Origin of the sequence: Pseudomonas auratipiscis (assembly GCF_036324085.1) — a bacterium.
In the GTDB taxonomy this organism is placed as follows: Bacteria; Pseudomonadota; Gammaproteobacteria; order Pseudomonadales; family Pseudomonadaceae; genus Aquipseudomonas; species Aquipseudomonas auratipiscis.
The window spans coordinates 234,425-250,162 of sequence record NZ_JAZDCU010000002.1; the positions used below are offsets into that span (position 1 = coordinate 234,425).

The window sequence follows — 15,738 nt, forward strand, 5'->3', positions numbered from 1 at the left end:
CGGGTCTGAATAACCGTAGGAAAAGCTTGCGCGATCATGCGCAAGCAATACAGATTCAAAGCAGCGATATTATTTCCATACAGAATTGGCAGTTTTCCCACTGAATGCTGTATTTTTTCAGCATCTGTATTGGTAGGCCGCCACACGACGCCACGGGAGTATGCCATGACCCTCTACGTCAATCTCGCTGAGTTGCTCAGCGCCCGCATCGAGCAAGGCCTGTACCGCCCGGGTGATCGCTTGCCGTCTGTACGGGCGCTGAGTGTGGAGCATGGCGTCAGCTTGAGCACTGTGCAGCAGGCCTATCGCCTGCTGGAAGATAACGGCCTGGCAGCGCCGCGCCCTAAATCCGGCTACTTCGTGCCGACCGACCGTAGCCTGCCTGCGCTGCCCGCGGTGAGCCGTCCGGCGCAACGGCCCGTGGAAATTTCCCAATGGGAACAAGTCATCGAATTGGTGCGCAGCGTACCGAGCAAAGACGTCGTGCAACTAGGCCGTGGCATGCCCGACATCGATAGCCCCACGCTCAAGCCGCTGCTGCGCAGCCTGGCCCAACTCAGCCGCCGCCAGGACATGCCCGGCCTGTATTACGACACCATTTCCGGTACCCTGGCCCTACGCGAACAGATTGCCCGCCTGATGCTCGACTCCGGCTGCAGTATCGATCCGGCTGACCTCGTCGTGACCACCGGCTGCCACGAGGCACTGTCGGCCAGCATTCGCGCCGTGTGCCAGCCTGGAGATATCGTCGCGGTGGACTCGCCGAGTTTTCACGGCGCCATGCAAACCCTCAAGGGCCTGGGCATGAAAGCCTTGGAGATCCCCACCGACCCGCTCACAGGCATAAGTCTCGAGGCCCTGGAACTGGCGCTTGAGCAGTGGCCGATCAAGCTCATCCAGATCACCCCGAACTGTAACAACCCTCTGGGCTACATCATGCCCGAGGCGCGCAAGAAGGCCTTGTTGACCCTGGCCCAGCGTTTCGACGTAGCGATCCTGGAAGACGATGTCTATGGCGACCTGGCCTACACCTACCCGCGTCCGCGCACCATCAAGTCGTTCGACGAAGACGGCCGGGTGCTGCTGTGCAGTTCCTTCTCCAAAACCCTGGCGCCAGGGCTGCGTATTGGCTGGGTAGCCCCTGGCCGATATCTGGAGCGGGTGCTGCACATGAAATACATCAGTACCGGTTGCACCGCGACCCAACCGCAGTTGGCCATTGCCGACTTTATCGAGGCCGGCCACTACCCGCCGCATATGCGCCGTATGCGTAGCCAGTACCAACGCAGTCGCGATCAAATGAGCGACTGGGTCACCCGCTACTTTCCGCCAGGCACTCGCGCCAGCCGACCGCAGGGCGGGTTCATGCTGTGGGTGGAGTTGCCCGAAAGTTTCGACACGCTTCGCCTGAACCGGGCTTTACTTGGGCAAGGTGTGCAAATTGCCGTCGGCAGTATCTTCTCCGCCTCCGGCAAGTACCGCAATTGCCTGCGGATGAATTTTGCGGCACGCCCCACAGCCGCAATCGAAGCCGCTGTACGCAAGGTTGGTGAGACCGCCATTCGTCTACTGGCCGAAGCTGACAACGACGGGTAACTTTCCGCCGCCGTTCGCGGTCGATATATCCATAAGCAATTGAACCAAAGGACCCGTTTGCCTTGAGAAGCCTGTGCGCGCTGCCCCTGTTGCTGTCGCTGCTGCTGACGCTTGGCCTGAGTGGATGCGCCAGTGTCGGACAACCACGGCAAGTTACTCAAGCACTGCCCGCCAGCGACTCAGCCTTCGGCCGCTCAGTACAACGCCAGGCTGCTGCCTATGACGGCCGCTCCGGCTTTCGCCTGCTGCCCAACAGCAATGAAGCCTTCCGCGCTCGCGCCGAACTGATTCGTAATGCCCAGTCGAGTATCGACCTGCAGTACTACATCGTGCATGACGGCCTCAGCACCCGTGCCTTGGTGCATGAGCTACTGTTGGCTGCCGACCGGGGCGTGCGGGTTCGTATTCTGCTCGACGACACCACCAGTGACGGCATCGACGACAAGATAGCCACCCTCGCCGCCCACCCGAACGTCCATATTCGCGTCTTCAACCCGCTACACCTTGGCCGCAGCACCGGCGTGACCCGCGCCTTGGGCAGGCTGTTCAACCTCAACCTGCAACATCGACGCATGCACAACAAGCTGTGGCTGGTAGACAACAGCATGGCCATTGTGGGCGGCCGCAACCTGGGCGATGAGTACTTCGATGCCGAGCCCAACCTCAACTTCACCGATATCGATCTCTTGGGCGTCGGCCCGGTAGCCGAACAACTGGGTCATAGCTTCGATCAATACTGGAACAGTGCTCTAAGCCAGCCGATTGGCGACTTCATGCTGACTCAGCCTGACGCCGAAGACCTGAGCGCCAGCCGCCAGCGCCTGGAAGCCTCGCTCGCCGCGGCCCAGGTCGAACGCAAAGCACTGTACGACCGCCTGATGGCCTACAAGACAAATCCCCGTCTGGGCGTGTGGCGCAACGAACTGATCTGGGCCCATAACCAGGCATTGTGGGATGCACCCAGCAAGGTTCTGGCCCGTGATGAGCCTGACCCGCAGTTGCTCATGACTCACCAGCTGGGTCCGGAAATGAACGACGTGCAGCATGAGCTGATCATGATCTCGGCCTATTTCGTTCCCGGTGAAACCGGTCTGCTGTACCTGACCAGCCATGCCGATGCCGGTGTCTCGGTCAAGCTGCTGACCAACTCCCTGGAGGCGACCGATGTGCCTGCGGTGCATGGCGGCTACGCGCCGTATCGGCGGGCGCTGCTCAAGCATGGCGTGCACTTGTATGAACTACGTCGCCAGCCGGGTGATCCCGGTTCCAAACGCACCCTGAGCCTTTATGGCAGTTCCGATTCGAGCCTGCACAGCAAGGCGATCATCTTCGACCGGCGCAAAACCTTCATTGGCTCGTTCAACTTCGATCCTCGGTCTGTGCTGTGGAACACCGAGGTCGGCGTACTGGTCGACAGCCCGGAGCTTGCCGAATACACCCGCGAGTTGGCGGTACAGGGTATGTCTCCGGCACTGAGCTACCAGCCGCGGCTGGTCGACGGCGAACTGGTCTGGGTAACCGAAGACAACCACCGCCTGCACACGCTGACCACCGAACCCGGCGGACTGTGGCGCCGTTTCAATGCCTGGATCAGCAAGGCCGTTGGCCTGGAGCGCATGCTTTAGGCCGGAGCAGGCTCGAAGGCATTCGGGCGCCGGGCAAGTACCACCAGCCCGGCAGCGCCAGCAGCCATCAACAGGGGCAACGCATGCCCGCTGACCCACTGGCTACCTGCACCTGCAACCAGCGGCCCGATCAGGCAACCAATGCCCCACAACTGCGCGACGTGTGCATTGGCGCGCACAAGGGCATCATCGCGGTACCGTTCGCCGATCAGCACCAACGACAACGTGAACAAGCCCCCGGCGCTGGCACCGAACAACACCCACAGAGGCCAGATCATCCATGTCTGCAGCATCACTGGAATAGCCAGGCTCGACAGCAGCAAGGTCATCGCGCAGCCGCTGAACAACGTACGCCTGGACATGCGGTCGGCCAGTGCGCCGATAGGCAGTTGCAGCAGCGCATCGCCAATCACCACCGTACTAACCATGAACAAGGCAATCTCGGTGGTGAAGCCTTGCTGCAGGCAATACACCGGCAACAAGGTCAAAATCATCGCCTCGAAAGCAGCAAACAAGGCGATCGCCCAGGCAATCACCGGCAACCGTCGGCAGAAGCCAATCAAATCGAAAAGCGTCACGCTGCAGGACTCCGCCGTGGGCGCCCCGTTACGCCCGAGCAACACCAGGGGCGCCAGCAGCAATAAGCCTGCACCGACCCAGAAACCAAAATCGTCCTCTGAACCCAGTACCCCCAGTAAAAGCGGGCCAGCCAATTGGCTCAAGGCATAACTACTGCCATACAAAGCCACCAGGCGACCTCGCCATTGCTCCACAACCAGTTGGTTGATCCAGCTTTCACCGAGGATGAACACAATGGTCAAGATCATGCCAATCAGCAGGCGCAGCACCAGCCACAGCGGATAGCTGGGCAGCAGCGCCAACAAACCGATGGACAACGCACCTGCCCACAGACACATGCGCATCAGCCCCGGCGTACCAAAACGGGCAGCTAGCCGACTGGTCAAGCTGGCGCCCAGCAACACACCGATAGCCGGCATCGCTGCCATCACGCCAATGGCAAAGCTACCATAACCCCAGCCTTCCAGACGCAAGGACACCAGCGGCATGCTCACGCCCAGCGCAAGGCCGACACTGAGCACCGCCGACAGCACGGCGAAATAGGTTCCCCAACGCATCGCAGCCTCCCAGGCTGTTGTGGATCTGCAGAAACAACACAGCCGGACCTGCGTCGAGCAAGGTCCGGCTGTGAACTGGATCGAACGGTTGCGGTTACAGCTTGATCCAGGTCGCCTTCAGCTCGGTGTACTTATCGAGCGCGTGCAAGGACTTGTCACGGCCATTACCCGACTGCTTGAAGCCACCGAACGGAGCGGTCATGTCGCCACCGTCGTACTGGTTGACCCACACGCTGCCGGCGCGCAGTGCCTTGGCGGTCAGGTGAGCCTTGGAAATGTCGGCAGTCCACACACCCGCAGCCAGGCCGTAAGGCGTGTCGTTGGCGATAGCGATGGCTTCCTCGACGGTGTCGAAGGACAGTACCGACAGCACTGGGCCGAAGATCTCTTCCTGGGCAATACGCATGGCGTTGCTGACGCCGTCGAAAATCGTTGGTTCCACGTAGGTACCACCGGTTTCTTCGAGAATGCGCTTGCCGCCGACCAGCAGCTTGGCGCCGTCAGTGTGACCAGCTTCGATGTACGACAGCACGGTGTTCATCTGCTGTGCATCGACCAGCGCACCTACGGTGGTAGACGGGTCCAGCGGGTTGCCCGGTTTCCAGGCCTTGAGCGCATCGAGCACCAGTGGCAGGAACTTGTCCTTGATCGAGCGCTCGACCAACAGACGCGAGCCCGCAGTGCAGACTTCACCCTGGTTGAAGGCAATGGCGCTGGCTGCGGCTTCGGCAGCCGCGTTCAGGTCTGGAGCATCGGCGAAAACGATGTTCGGGCTCTTGCCACCGGCTTCCAGCCATACGCGCTTCATGTTCGATTCGCCCGCGTAGATCATCAATTGCTTGGCGATCTTGGTCGAACCGGTGAAGACCAGCGTATCGACGTCCATGTGCAGGGCCAGGGCCTTGCCCACAGTGTGGCCGTAACCTGGCAGCACGTTGAGGACGCCTGCCGGAATACCGGCCTCGATTGCCAATTGGGCGATACGGATGGCTGTCAGCGGCGATTTTTCCGAAGGCTTGAGCACTACCGAGTTGCCGGTAGCCAACGCCGGGCCAAGCTTCCAGCAGGCCATCAGCAATGGGAAGTTCCACGGCACGATAGCAGCAACCACACCTACCGGCTCGCGCGTCACCAGGCCCAATTGGTCATGGGGAGTCGCGGCGACTTCATCGTAGATCTTGTCGATCGCTTCGCCGTTCCAGCTCAGCGCCTGGGCAGCGCCAGGTACGTCGATGGTCAGCGAATCGTTGATCGGCTTGCCCATGTCCAGCGTTTCCAGCAGCGCCAGCTCCTCGACATTTGCGTTGAGCAAGGCAGCAAAGCGGATCATGGTGGCCTTGCGCTTGGCTGGAGCCAGGCGCGACCAGACGCCGGAAGCGAAGGTAGCGCGGGCGTTTTCCACGGCACGCTGGGCATCGGCATCATCACAGCTGGCAACCTTTGCCAACAGACGGCCATCGACCGGGCTGAGGCATTCGAACGTCGCGCCGGAAACGGCGGCGGTGTATTCACCATTGATGAAAGCGCGACCTTCGATCTTCAGTTGTTGGGCACGCTGTTCCCAATCCGCACGAGTCAGGGTGGTCATACGAAACTCCTCCTCTTGTTAAGGTGCAGTGCCGCACGAGGTCTCACGGGCACTGTCAAAAATTCTGGCTGGGCGAGATACGCGCACAGGCACCTGCCACCCTAAACCACTGACGGGCCAATTATCAATATATTTGACATAATTGCACCAAACGCCTACTGATGTTCATTTTATTAAACAAACAAGAGAACAGACCATGCGCATTGATCAAATCATCGACTTCGCCCAAGTTCTTACCGAAGCCGAACGCTATCGTCCTGCCGCCGAAAAGGTGCTCAAAGGCGACCCGGAACAAGCGGTCTATAACCACTACTCCAGCCCATGTGGACAATTTGCTGCGGGCGTGTGGGAAGGTGAAGTCGGCCAATGGACCGTCAATTACACTGAACACGAGTACTGTGAAATCGTTCAGGGCGTGTCGGTGCTGCGCGATGCAGACGGTGGGGCAAAAACCCTGCGTGGCGGTGATCGCTTCGTCATTCCGGCAGGCTTCAAGGGCACCTGGGAAGTTCTGGAGCCGTGCCGCAAGATCTACGTGATGTTCGAACAGAAAACCAATTAACGGCCCGCCGCTACAGGCAAAAAAAAGGCCCGTATCCTGAGATACGGGCCCTTTTTTCGTCAGCTAGATCAATTACTTGATCTTGGCTTCCTTGTAGATCACGTGCTTGCGAACAACCGGATCGAATTTTTTGATTTCGATTTTGTCCGGAGTGGTGCGCTTGTTCTTGTCGGTGGTGTAGAAGTGGCCGGTATTAGCGGTCGACACCAGACGGATCAATTCACGCATGATTCTCTCCCTTAGACCTTAGCGCCGTTACGGCGAATGTCGACCAGAACGGCATCGATGCCGCGCTTGTCGATGATGCGCATGCCTTTGGCAGATACGCGCAGACGCACGAAACGCTTCTCGGACTCGACCCAGAAGCGATGATGCTGCAGGTTCGGCAGGAAACGACGACGGGTTTTGTTGTTTGCGTGGGAAATGTTATTCCCAGTCACCGGACCCTTACCGGTAACTTGACAGACTCTCGACATGCCTCAGCCCTCTAAAACCACATGCCCAACCCGGCATGGGTTGGCCGCTTAATCTCTCAGTCAATGGCGCTAGGCGCCGTGTTTCTTCAGGGTCTTATCGACTCAATCAGCAGATGCGACGAGCCGAGCCCCTAGAAAAGAGCGCTGCTTTATACCAGAAAGACCAGAGCACAACAACAGAAGATGTGCTTTGGCTTGCTGACTGACACGCCGGTGCAGCATAACGACTGGCCCGCAGAGGTGTCGACCACTCGTCGCGAGATTGATAAAAAAGCCTATGGTTATTTCCGGTCCGGCGAACTAGGGTAGGACTTTTCCAGACTGCACTGGCAGATGGGCCATCGATCAGCCAAGGAATTTTATGCGCGTTGCTACTCTACCCCTGTTGTTCGCCACCCTGCTCGGCCCTGTATTCGCTCAAGCGGCCGCGTTAAGTGTGTGCACCGAAGCCAGCCCCGAAGGCTTCGATGTGGTTCAGTACAACTCGCTGACCACTACCAATGCTTCGGCAGACGTGCTGATGAACCGCCTGGTGGAATTTGACGCCGGAAAAGGCGAAGTGGTGCCAAGCCTGGCCGAAAGCTGGACGGTTTCAGCCGATGGCTTGATCTATGAGTTCAAGCTGCGCCCGGAAGTCAAGTTTCACAGCACCGGCTATTTCAAACCCAGCCGAACCTTGAACGCAGACGATGTGCTGTTCAGCTTCCAGCGCATGATCTACCCCGCTCACTCCTGGCACAAAATCGCCCAGAGCGGCTATCCGCACGCCCAGTCGTTGCAGCTACCAAGCCTGATCAAGCAGATTGAAGCGCCAGAGCCGCAGTCGGTACGTTTCACCCTGAATCATCCGGACGCGACATTCCTCGCCACCCTGAGCATGGGCTTCGCTTCAATCTACTCTGCCGAGTACGCCGACCAGCTCCTCAAGGCCGGCACCCCGGAAAAGCTCAATAGCCAGCCGATTGGCACCGGGCCGTTTGTCTTCAACCGCTTCCAGAAAGATGCGGTCATTCGCTATCGAGCCAATCCGGACTACTTCAACGGCAAGCCAGGTGTCGACCCGCTGATTTACGCCATTACCCCTGACGCCAACGTGCGTTTGCAAAAGCTCAAGCGCAATGAGTGCCAGATAGCCTTGTCACCGAAGCCGCTGGACGTCGCTGCCGCTGCCCAGGATCCGACGCTGAAAGTAGAAAAGACCGAGGCCTTCATGACCGCCTTCGTCGCTATCAATAGCCAACACGCGCCGCTGGATAAACCCGAGGTACGTCAGGCCATCAACCTGGCTTTCGATAAAGCCAGCTACCTCAAGGCGGTGTTCGAGGACACCGCAGTGGCCGCCAATGGCCCCTACCCGCCCAATACCTGGAGCTACGCCAAGGACCTGCCGGGGTACCCGACCGATCTCGACAAAGCACGAGCGCTGCTGGCCAAGGCCGGGCTCAAGGACGGTTTCAGCACCACGATCTGGACACGCCCGCAAGGCAGCTTGCTCAATCCCAACCCGAGCCTCGGTGCCCAGTTGCTCCAGGCCGACCTGGCCAAGATCGGCATCAAGGCAGACATTCGTGTCATTGAGTGGGGCGAGCTGATTCGCCGAGCCAAGGCCGGCGAGCACGACTTGCTGTTCATGGGCTGGGCCGGCGACAACGGCGATCCGGACAACTTCCTCAGCCCGCAATTCGCTTGCGCTGCAGTGAAGTCGGGCACCAACTTCGCCCGCTACTGCGACCAGCGCCTCGATCAATTGATCAGCGCGGGTAGGACGACTACGGACCAAAGTGTACGCAGTCGCCTGTACCAGCAAGCCCAGGCCCTGATCCAGCAACAAGCGCTGTGGTTGCCCCTTGCGCACCCCACCGCTGCCGCCCTGGTACGCCAGAATGTCCAGGGTTACCAGGTCAGCCCGTTCGGTCGTCAGGACTTCGCCAAGGTCAGCTCGACACGTTGAACCACCCGTGCTCGACCATCGACAACGGCTCGCCGTCGCCGACAATGAAGTGGTCGAGCAGCCGCACATCCACCAGTGCCAGCGCCTCCTTGAGGCGCAAGGTCAGATGCAGGTCTGCCGAGCTGGGTTCGGACACTCCCGATGGATGGTTGTGGCACAGAATCAGTGCCGCGGCATTGTTCGCCAATGCACGTTTTACCACCTGCCGGGGGTAAACGCTGGCCGTGTCGATGGTGCCATTGAACAGCGCTTCGAATGCAAGCAAGCGGTGCTTGGCATCCAGGAACAGACAGGCAAAAACTTCGTGCGGCTCATGCCGCAATTGCGCCTTGAGGTAGTCCTTGACCGCCTGCGGGCTTTCGAACGCCGAGTCGCGGCGTAGCCGGTCGGCCAGATGACGCCGAGACATTTCCATCACCGCCTGCAATTGGGCGAACTTCGCAGGCCCGAGACCGAACTCGCGGTTGAATCGCTTGCTATCAGCCTCCAACAAGCCGCGCAGGCCGCCAAACTGCCCGAGCAGATGACGGGCCAGATCCACCGCACTGAAGCCGCGAACCCCGGTGCGCAAAAAGATCGCCAGTAGCTCTGCATCCGAGAGGCTGAGCGCCCCTTGCTCCAGTAACTTTTCCCGCGGGCGCTCCGCCGCCGGCCAATCCCTGATGCTCATCCACCACCTCCTTGTCTATCAGTTACTGCGGTTTTTCCGCCCTGTGCTACATTACCCGCTCATTTTTACGCGACGATTCGGCCTGGGGAGGCGTCGTCGCCGCGTGCAATCACTGAGCAAAAGGCAAGCCTATGCAGCGGCTGTATCGTAAGCGCATCGTTCTCGGCGTCGGCGGCGGCATCGCCGCCTACAAGAGTGCCGAACTGATTCGCCGACTCCTGGAACACGGTGCGCAGGTGCGCGTCGTCATGACCCGCGGTGGCGCGGAGTTCATCACTCCGCTCACCCTGCAAGCACTGTCCGGTCACCCGGTGCACATGGATTTATTGGACCCTGCTGCCGAAGCGGCGATGGGCCATATCGAACTGGCTAAATGGGCCGATCTGGTTCTGATTGCCCCAGCCACAGCCGACGTGCTCGCGCGTATGGCGCAAGGCGTTGCGAACGACCTGCTGACCACCCTGGTACTGGCCACCGACGCCACCGTGGCCGTGGCACCGGCCATGAACCAGGCAATGTGGCGTGACCCGGCCACTCAGGCAAACCTCGAACTGCTGCAAAGCCGCGACATCAAGGTGTTTGGCCCCGCCTCCGGTAGCCAGGCCTGTGGCGACGTGGGCCTAGGCCGTATGCTCGAAGCCACCGACCTGGCCTGGTGCGCGGCCGAGAGCTTCAAGCGTGAGTCGCTGACTGGCAAACACGTCGTGATCACTGCCGGCCCGACCCAGGAAAACATCGATCCGGTGCGCTACATCACCAACCACAGCTCTGGAAAAATGGGTTTTGCCCTTGCAGAAGCCGCTGTCGAAGCGGGCGCCAAAGTCACGCTGATCAGTGGTCCGGTGCATTTGCCAACGCCTGATCGCGTCACTCGCATCGACGTGGTCAGTGCCCGCGACATGCTGGCCGCCTGCGAAGCTGCGATGCCTTGCGACATTTTCATCGCTTCGGCCGCTGTTGCTGACTACCGCCCAGAAGTGGTCGCACCACAGAAACTCAAGAAAGACCCTACGACAGGTGACGGCCTATTACTGCAGATGGTTCGCAATCCGGACATCCTGGCCAGTATCGCCACCCGTCCCGATCGCCCGTTCAGCGTCGGCTTTGCCGCCGAGACCGAACACCTGCTCGATTATGCCGCGCGCAAGCTCAAGGACAAGAACCTCGATCTGATTGTCGCCAACGATGTCGCCAACCCCAGCATCGGCTTCAACAGCGAGGAGAACGCCTGCAGCGTGATCGATCGCCAGCTTCATGAAACACTCTTCGCACAGACCAGCAAAGGCAAGATCGCCCGTCAGCTGGTTGCTTTCATCGCCGAACGTCTCAACCAGGTTTAACTCTGCATGCACGCTCTACAAGCCAAGATTCTTGATCCACGCATCGGTAACGAATTCCCGCTGCCGCAATACGCCACTCCGGGCTCGGCGGGCCTCGACCTTCGCGCCATGCTCAAGGAAGACACCGTCCTGGAGCCTGGTCAGACCCTGCTCATCCCCACCGGCCTTTCGGTCTACATCGGCGACCCTGGTCTGGCTGCGCTGATCCTGCCGCGCTCGGGCCTGGGCCACAAGCACGGCATCGTGCTGGGCAATCTGGTCGGCCTGATCGATTCCGACTACCAGGGCGAGCTTATGGTTTCCTGCTGGAACCGTGGCCAAACCCCATTCACCATCACCATTGGCGAACGTATCGCGCAACTGGTCCTGGTGCCTGTGGTGCAGGCTCATTTCGATATCGTCGAAACCTTCGACGAGAGCCAGCGCGGTGCAGGCGGCTTTGGACATTCCGGCAGCAACTGATCGAACCACTGCCCACTGTGCGCCAAGGATGGCGAACTCTCTGGCGAAAAGACCGTCAAAGCGTTCAGTTTGAGCCTGCCCTGCACGCCCTCGATATTGGAGCTCCCCAGAGATGAACGACATGGCACACCTAGCACCTGCACTTCCAGAAAGCATCTTTCGCGCTTACGACATCCGTGGCGTGGTAGGTGACACCCTGACCGCCGAGACTGCCTATTGGATCGGCCGCGCCATTGGTGCGCAAACCCTGGCTCAAGGCGAACCGAACATCTCGGTTGGCCGTGATGGCCGCCTGTCCGGCCCTATGCTGGTCGAGCAGTTGATCAAAGGCCTGGTCGAAGCAGGCTGCACGGTAAGTGATGTTGGCCTGGTGCCGACGCCTGCCCTGTACTACGCCGCCAACGTCCTGGCAGGTAAGTCCGGTGTAATGCTCACCGGCAGCCACAACCCACCGAACTACAACGGATTCAAAATCGTCATCGCTGGCGACACCTTGGCCAACGAACAAATTCAGGCACTGCTGACACGCCTGAGAACCAACGACCTGACCCGCGGCGAAGGCCGTGTCGAACAGGTCGAAATCCTCGAGCGCTATTTCAAACAGATCACCGGCGACATCAAGCTGTCGAAGAAACTCAAGGTCGTTGTCGACTGCGGCAACGGCGCCGCTGGCGTGATTGCCCCGCAACTGATCGAAGCCCTGGGTTGCGAAATGATTCCGTTGTTCTGCGAAGTCGACGGTAACTTCCCTAATCATCACCCGGATCCAGGCAAACCTGAAAACCTCGTCGACCTGATTGCCAAGGTCAAGGAAACCGGTGCCGACCTGGGCTTGGCCTTCGATGGCGACGGCGACCGCGTCGGTGTCGTCACCAACACCGGCAGCATTGTCTATCCCGATCGCCTGCTGATGTTGTTCGCCAAGGACGTTATCGAGCGCAACCCGGGTGCCGAGATCATCTTCGACGTCAAATGTACGCGTCGCCTGACCCCGCTGATCCAGCAGTATGGTGGCCGCGCGCTAATGTGGAAGACCGGTCATTCGTTGATCAAGAAGAAGATGAAGCAGACCGGCGCACTGCTGGCCGGCGAGATGAGCGGACACATTTTCATCAAGGAACGCTGGTACGGTTTCGACGACGGCATCTACAGTGCTGCGCGCCTGCTAGAGATCCTCAGTAAAGAATCCACCGATGCCGAACAGCTGTTCGCCGCGTTCCCAAATGATATTTCCACACCGGAAATCAACATTGATGTGACCGACGAAGGTAAATTCAGCATCATTGATGCACTGCAACGCGAAGCTGATTGGGGCCAAGACGCCAACCTGACCACCATTGATGGTGTGCGGGTCGACTACCCCGATGGCTGGGGCCTGGTTCGCGCCTCCAACACCACACCGGTGCTGGTATTGCGCTTCGAAGCCGACAACACCGCCGAACTGCAGCGTATCCAGGAAATATTCCGCGCTCAATTGAAGCGCGTTGCTCCTGATCTGCAACCCAAGTTCTGACCGACTATTTGTTCCAATTGGAGCCCTGCATGACCCTCGATCGCGATGCCGCCACCCATGTCGCCCAGGTTTTGTCCGAAGCGCTGCCTTACATCCGCCGCTTTGTCGGCAAGACTTTGGTGATCAAATACGGCGGCAACGCGATGGAGAGCGAAGAGCTCAAAACCGGCTTTGCTCGCGATGTGGTGCTGATGAAGGCTGTCGGCATCAACCCGGTGGTGGTTCACGGTGGCGGCCCGCAGATTGGCGACCTGCTCAAACGTCTGTCGATTGAAAGCCACTTTATCGATGGCATGCGCGTCACCGATGCGCAGACCATGGACGTGGTCGAGATGGTGCTCGGCGGCCAGGTGAACAAGGACATCGTCAACCTGATCAACAGTCATGGCGGCAGTGCCATCGGGTTGACCGGAAAAGATGCCCAACTGATCCGCGCGAAGAAGCTCACCGTTACTCGCCAGACGCCTGAGATGACCACTCCGGAGATCATCGACATCGGCCATGTAGGCGAAGTGGTCAAGGTGAATACCGACCTGCTGAACATGTTGGTCAAAGGCGATTTCATTCCGGTGATCGCCCCGATCGGCGTCGGTGAGAATGGCGAGTCGTACAACATCAACGCCGACCTGGTAGCAGGCAAGGTGGCAGAAGCATTGAAGGCTGAAAAGCTGATGCTGCTGACCAACATTGCAGGCTTGATGGATAAGCAAGGCACCGTGTTGACTGGCCTGACGACCGAGCAGGTCAACGAGCTGATTGCCGACGGCACTATCTACGGCGGTATGCTGCCGAAGATCCGCTGCGCCCTGGAAGCCGTGCAAGGCGGTGTCAACAGCTCGCATATCATCGACGGTCGAGTGCCGAATGCAGTCCTGCTGGAGATCTTTACCGACAGCGGTGTGGGTACCCTGATCACCAATCACAAACCGCGCTAACGCCTTGATTGCGGGGCATACCTGCCCCGCAATTGTTCCTTGCGTCTCCTGCTTCCCCCTCAAGGAAATTCCCTGCCAGCCGAAACAGCTGGCACAATTAGATGCAAACCATTTGTATTTACCCGGGAGAAGTAGTGTGAAATATGCGTCACAAGGACTCGTGCTGGCAGCCGCCATCGCATTGGGCTCTATTGCAGGCTGTGCAACAGAAACCTCAAGGGCCGTCGCGGTACAACAAGTCGAAAGCGTCAACCGTCCCTACAGTGGCCTGCGCACCCCCATCGCTGTAGGCAAGTTCGACAACCGTTCCAGCTACATGCGCGGCATCTTCTCCGACGGCGTCGATCGCCTCGGCGGTCAAGCCAAGACCATCCTGATTACCCACTTGCAACAGACCAACCGGTTCAACGTACTGGACCGCGACAACATGGGTGAAATCCAGCAGGAAGCGGCCATCAAAGGCCAAGCCCAACGCCTTAAGGGTGCTGACTTCGTCGTGACCGGCGATGTCACCGAGTTCGGACGCAAAGAGGTGGGTGACCATCAGTTGTTCGGCATTCTCGGCCGCGGCAAAACCCAGGTCGCCTATGCCAAGGTCGCCCTGAACATCGTCAACATCAGCACCTCTGAAGTGGTCTATTCGAGCCAGGGTGCGGGTGAGTTTGCCCTGTCCAATCGTGAAGTGATCGGCTTCGGCGGCACTGCCAGTTACGACTCTACCCTTAACGGCAAAGTACTTGACCTGGCTATGCGCGAAGCCGTCAACAAGCTTGTCGATGCAGTAGAAAGCGGCGCCTGGAAGCCTGCGTCTTAATACGAAGACTCAATTCACACGGACGAACACAGAATGAGTAACGCAAATTTTGCCTGGCGCATGGTCGTCGGCGTCTTGCTGGGCGGTGTCTTGCTAACTGGCTGCACCTCACATAAGCCGCTGTACCAGTGGGAGAGTTACCAGCCCCAGGTGTATCAGTACTTCAAAGGGGAATCGAAAGAAGCCCAAGCGGAGGCGCTTGAGCGCGACCTGCAGAAGATCCGCGCCAAAAGTGGTGCTGTACCGCCCGGCTATCACGCTCAGCTCGGCCTGCTCTACTCGAGCCTGGGCAAGGATGACCAAATGATTCAGCAGTTCCAGACGGAGAAAGCCCTGTTTCCAGAGTCGACCGCTTACATGGACTTCTTGATGAAAAATGCCCAGCAAGGAGCCAAACAGTGATCAGTCGTCTTATAAAATTGATGGTTGGCGCGTGCATCCTGTCGTTGTTCGCAGGCTGCGCCGAGCGCAAGACGGTCGACTACTCAGCCTTCAAGCAAGCTCGTCCGCGCTCGATCCTCATTTTGCCTCCGCTGAACGAGTCGCCGGATGTTAAAGCCAGCTACAGCATGCTTTCGCAGGTTACCTACCCGCTGGCTGAGGCCGGCTACTATGTGCTGCCTGTCGCTCTGGTCGACGAGACATTCCGTCAGAATGGGCTGACCACGCCAGCCGATATTCATCAGTTGCCAACCAATAAGCTCAACGAAATATTTGGTGCGGACGCGGGGCTTTATGTGACCGTCAGCGACTACGGCACACGCTACATGGTGATTAGCAGCGCATCGATCGTGACTGCCAGCGCTAAGCTTGTCGATCTTAAAACCGGTACTACCCTGTGGACCGGCACCGCCACGGCGTCTAGCGAAGAAGGAAATAACAACGCCGGCGGCCTGGTCGGTATGTTGATCACCGCTGCGGTCAAGCAAATCATCAACACCACATTGGATGACGCCAGCTATCCAATTGCTGGCGTGACTGGCGCACGTCTGTTATCGCCTTACCAGAACGGCGGGCTGCTCTACGGGCCTCGCTCGCCGAAATACGGCACGGACTGACCAAAAAAAAGG

Annotated in this window: 15 protein-coding genes and 1 pseudogene; 11 read left to right on the forward strand and 5 right to left on the reverse strand. The window is 59.1% G+C overall.

Annotated features, from left to right (window positions below; genetic code table 11):
- Positions 1–165: 165 nt before the first annotated feature.
- Together V0R60_RS03525 and V0R60_RS03530 are read left to right on the forward strand one after the other, a co-directional pair.
- On the forward strand, positions 166–1,596 hold the full coding sequence (locus V0R60_RS03525; protein WP_330078850.1) for an aminotransferase-like domain-containing protein: 1,431 nt from the start codon (positions 166–168) through the stop codon (positions 1,594–1,596).
- A gap of 62 nt (positions 1,597–1,658) precedes the next feature.
- Positions 1,659–3,221, forward strand: coding sequence for a phospholipase D family protein (locus V0R60_RS03530; RefSeq protein WP_136478731.1), 1,563 nt, complete (start codon positions 1,659–1,661; stop codon positions 3,219–3,221).
- Here the strand turns inward: V0R60_RS03530 and V0R60_RS03535 are convergent.
- Positions 3,218–4,357, reverse strand: coding sequence for an MFS transporter (locus tag V0R60_RS03535; protein ID WP_136478732.1), 1,140 nt, complete (start codon positions 4,355–4,357; stop codon positions 3,218–3,220). The genes V0R60_RS03530 and V0R60_RS03535 overlap by 4 nt on opposite strands.
- Positions 4,358–4,451: 94 nt before the next feature.
- Positions 4,452–5,945: an aldehyde dehydrogenase gene (locus tag V0R60_RS03540; protein ID WP_330078849.1), complete on the reverse strand. Its 1,494-nt coding sequence runs from the start codon at positions 5,943–5,945 to the stop codon at positions 4,452–4,454.
- Positions 5,946–6,141: 196 nt separating this feature from the next.
- Here V0R60_RS03540 and V0R60_RS03545 point away from each other — a divergent pair, with 196 nt between their 5' ends.
- Positions 6,142–6,507 carry a cupin domain-containing protein gene (locus tag V0R60_RS03545; protein ID WP_136478734.1) on the forward strand — a complete coding sequence of 122 codons (366 nt, stop codon included), beginning with the start codon at positions 6,142–6,144 and terminating at the stop codon, positions 6,505–6,507.
- Between the two features lie 72 nt (positions 6,508–6,579).
- On the opposite strand, the gene rpmG is transcribed toward V0R60_RS03545, so the two are convergent.
- Together rpmG and rpmB are read right to left on the reverse strand one after the other, a co-directional pair.
- Complete coding sequence (gene rpmG, locus V0R60_RS03550; protein WP_010225867.1) at positions 6,580–6,735, reverse strand: 50S ribosomal protein L33; 156 nt, start codon at positions 6,733–6,735, stop codon at positions 6,580–6,582.
- An 11-nt stretch (positions 6,736–6,746) separates the two neighbouring features.
- Positions 6,747–6,983, reverse strand: coding sequence for a 50S ribosomal protein L28 (rpmB, locus tag V0R60_RS03555; RefSeq protein ID WP_010225868.1), 237 nt, complete (start codon positions 6,981–6,983; stop codon positions 6,747–6,749).
- A 361-nt stretch (positions 6,984–7,344) separates the two neighbouring features.
- Here rpmB and V0R60_RS03560 point away from each other — a divergent pair, with 361 nt between their 5' ends.
- The gene (locus V0R60_RS03560; protein ID WP_136478735.1) at positions 7,345–8,934 is read left to right on the forward strand and encodes an ABC transporter substrate-binding protein; all 1,590 of its coding nucleotides are present in this window, start codon (positions 7,345–7,347) and stop codon (positions 8,932–8,934) included.
- Here the strand turns inward: V0R60_RS03560 and radC are convergent.
- Positions 8,918–9,604 (reverse strand): RadC family protein, encoded by a 687-nt coding sequence (gene radC, locus V0R60_RS03565; protein ID WP_330078848.1) that lies wholly within the window; start codon positions 9,602–9,604, stop codon positions 8,918–8,920. The two genes, V0R60_RS03560 and radC, sit on opposite strands and share 17 nt — an antisense overlap.
- Before the next feature lie 131 nt (positions 9,605–9,735).
- Here radC and coaBC point away from each other — a divergent pair, with 131 nt between their 5' ends.
- From coaBC to V0R60_RS03600, 7 genes and pseudogenes are all read left to right on the forward strand, one after another.
- Positions 9,736–10,944, forward strand: coding sequence for a bifunctional phosphopantothenoylcysteine decarboxylase/phosphopantothenate--cysteine ligase CoaBC (gene coaBC / locus V0R60_RS03570; RefSeq protein WP_136478737.1), 1,209 nt, complete (start codon positions 9,736–9,738; stop codon positions 10,942–10,944).
- Positions 10,945–10,950: 6 nt separating this feature from the next.
- On the forward strand, positions 10,951–11,406 hold the full coding sequence (dut, locus tag V0R60_RS03575) for a dUTP diphosphatase (protein ID WP_136478738.1): 456 nt from the start codon (positions 10,951–10,953) through the stop codon (positions 11,404–11,406).
- A gap of 133 nt (positions 11,407–11,539) precedes the next feature.
- Positions 11,540–12,919 (forward strand): annotated as a pseudogene (locus V0R60_RS03580) (phosphomannomutase/phosphoglucomutase); the annotation flags it as partial.
- A gap of 29 nt (positions 12,920–12,948) precedes the next feature.
- Complete coding sequence (argB, locus tag V0R60_RS03585) at positions 12,949–13,854, forward strand: acetylglutamate kinase (protein WP_136478740.1); 906 nt, start codon at positions 12,949–12,951, stop codon at positions 13,852–13,854.
- A gap of 136 nt (positions 13,855–13,990) precedes the next feature.
- A complete protein-coding gene (locus V0R60_RS03590) occupies positions 13,991–14,668 on the forward strand; it encodes a CsgG/HfaB family protein (RefSeq protein ID WP_136478741.1) in 678 nt (225 codons plus the stop codon).
- A 33-nt stretch (positions 14,669–14,701) separates the two neighbouring features.
- Positions 14,702–15,070: a DUF4810 domain-containing protein gene (locus V0R60_RS03595; RefSeq protein WP_136478742.1), complete on the forward strand. Its 369-nt coding sequence runs from the start codon at positions 14,702–14,704 to the stop codon at positions 15,068–15,070.
- Between the two features lie 20 nt (positions 15,071–15,090).
- Complete coding sequence (locus V0R60_RS03600) at positions 15,091–15,726, forward strand: DUF799 domain-containing protein (protein WP_330078921.1); 636 nt, start codon at positions 15,091–15,093, stop codon at positions 15,724–15,726.
- The last annotated feature ends 12 nt before the right edge of the window (positions 15,727–15,738 follow it).

Coding starts and splice junctions, on each gene's coding strand:
- rpmB (WP_010225868.1), bottom strand. CDS start 6,983: ATGTCGAGAGTCTGTCAAGTTACCGGTAAGGGTCCGGTGACTGGGAAT.
- V0R60_RS03595 (WP_136478742.1), top strand. CDS start 14,702: ATGAGTAACGCAAATTTTGCCTGGCGCATGGTCGTCGGCGTCTTGCTG.
- coaBC (WP_136478737.1), top strand. CDS start 9,736: ATGCAGCGGCTGTATCGTAAGCGCATCGTTCTCGGCGTCGGCGGCGGC.
- V0R60_RS03560 (WP_136478735.1), top strand. CDS start 7,345: ATGCGCGTTGCTACTCTACCCCTGTTGTTCGCCACCCTGCTCGGCCCT.
- V0R60_RS03540 (WP_330078849.1), bottom strand. CDS start 5,945: ATGACCACCCTGACTCGTGCGGATTGGGAACAGCGTGCCCAACAACTG.
- V0R60_RS03525 (WP_330078850.1), top strand. CDS start 166: ATGACCCTCTACGTCAATCTCGCTGAGTTGCTCAGCGCCCGCATCGAG.
- rpmG (WP_010225867.1), bottom strand. CDS start 6,735: ATGCGTGAATTGATCCGTCTGGTGTCGACCGCTAATACCGGCCACTTC.
- radC (WP_330078848.1), bottom strand. CDS start 9,604: ATGAGCATCAGGGATTGGCCGGCGGCGGAGCGCCCGCGGGAAAAGTTA.
- V0R60_RS03545 (WP_136478734.1), top strand. CDS start 6,142: ATGCGCATTGATCAAATCATCGACTTCGCCCAAGTTCTTACCGAAGCC.
- dut (WP_136478738.1), top strand. CDS start 10,951: ATGCACGCTCTACAAGCCAAGATTCTTGATCCACGCATCGGTAACGAA.
- V0R60_RS03600 (WP_330078921.1), top strand. CDS start 15,091: ATGGTTGGCGCGTGCATCCTGTCGTTGTTCGCAGGCTGCGCCGAGCGC.
- V0R60_RS03535 (WP_136478732.1), bottom strand. CDS start 4,357: ATGCGTTGGGGAACCTATTTCGCCGTGCTGTCGGCGGTGCTCAGTGTC.
- argB (WP_136478740.1), top strand. CDS start 12,949: ATGACCCTCGATCGCGATGCCGCCACCCATGTCGCCCAGGTTTTGTCC.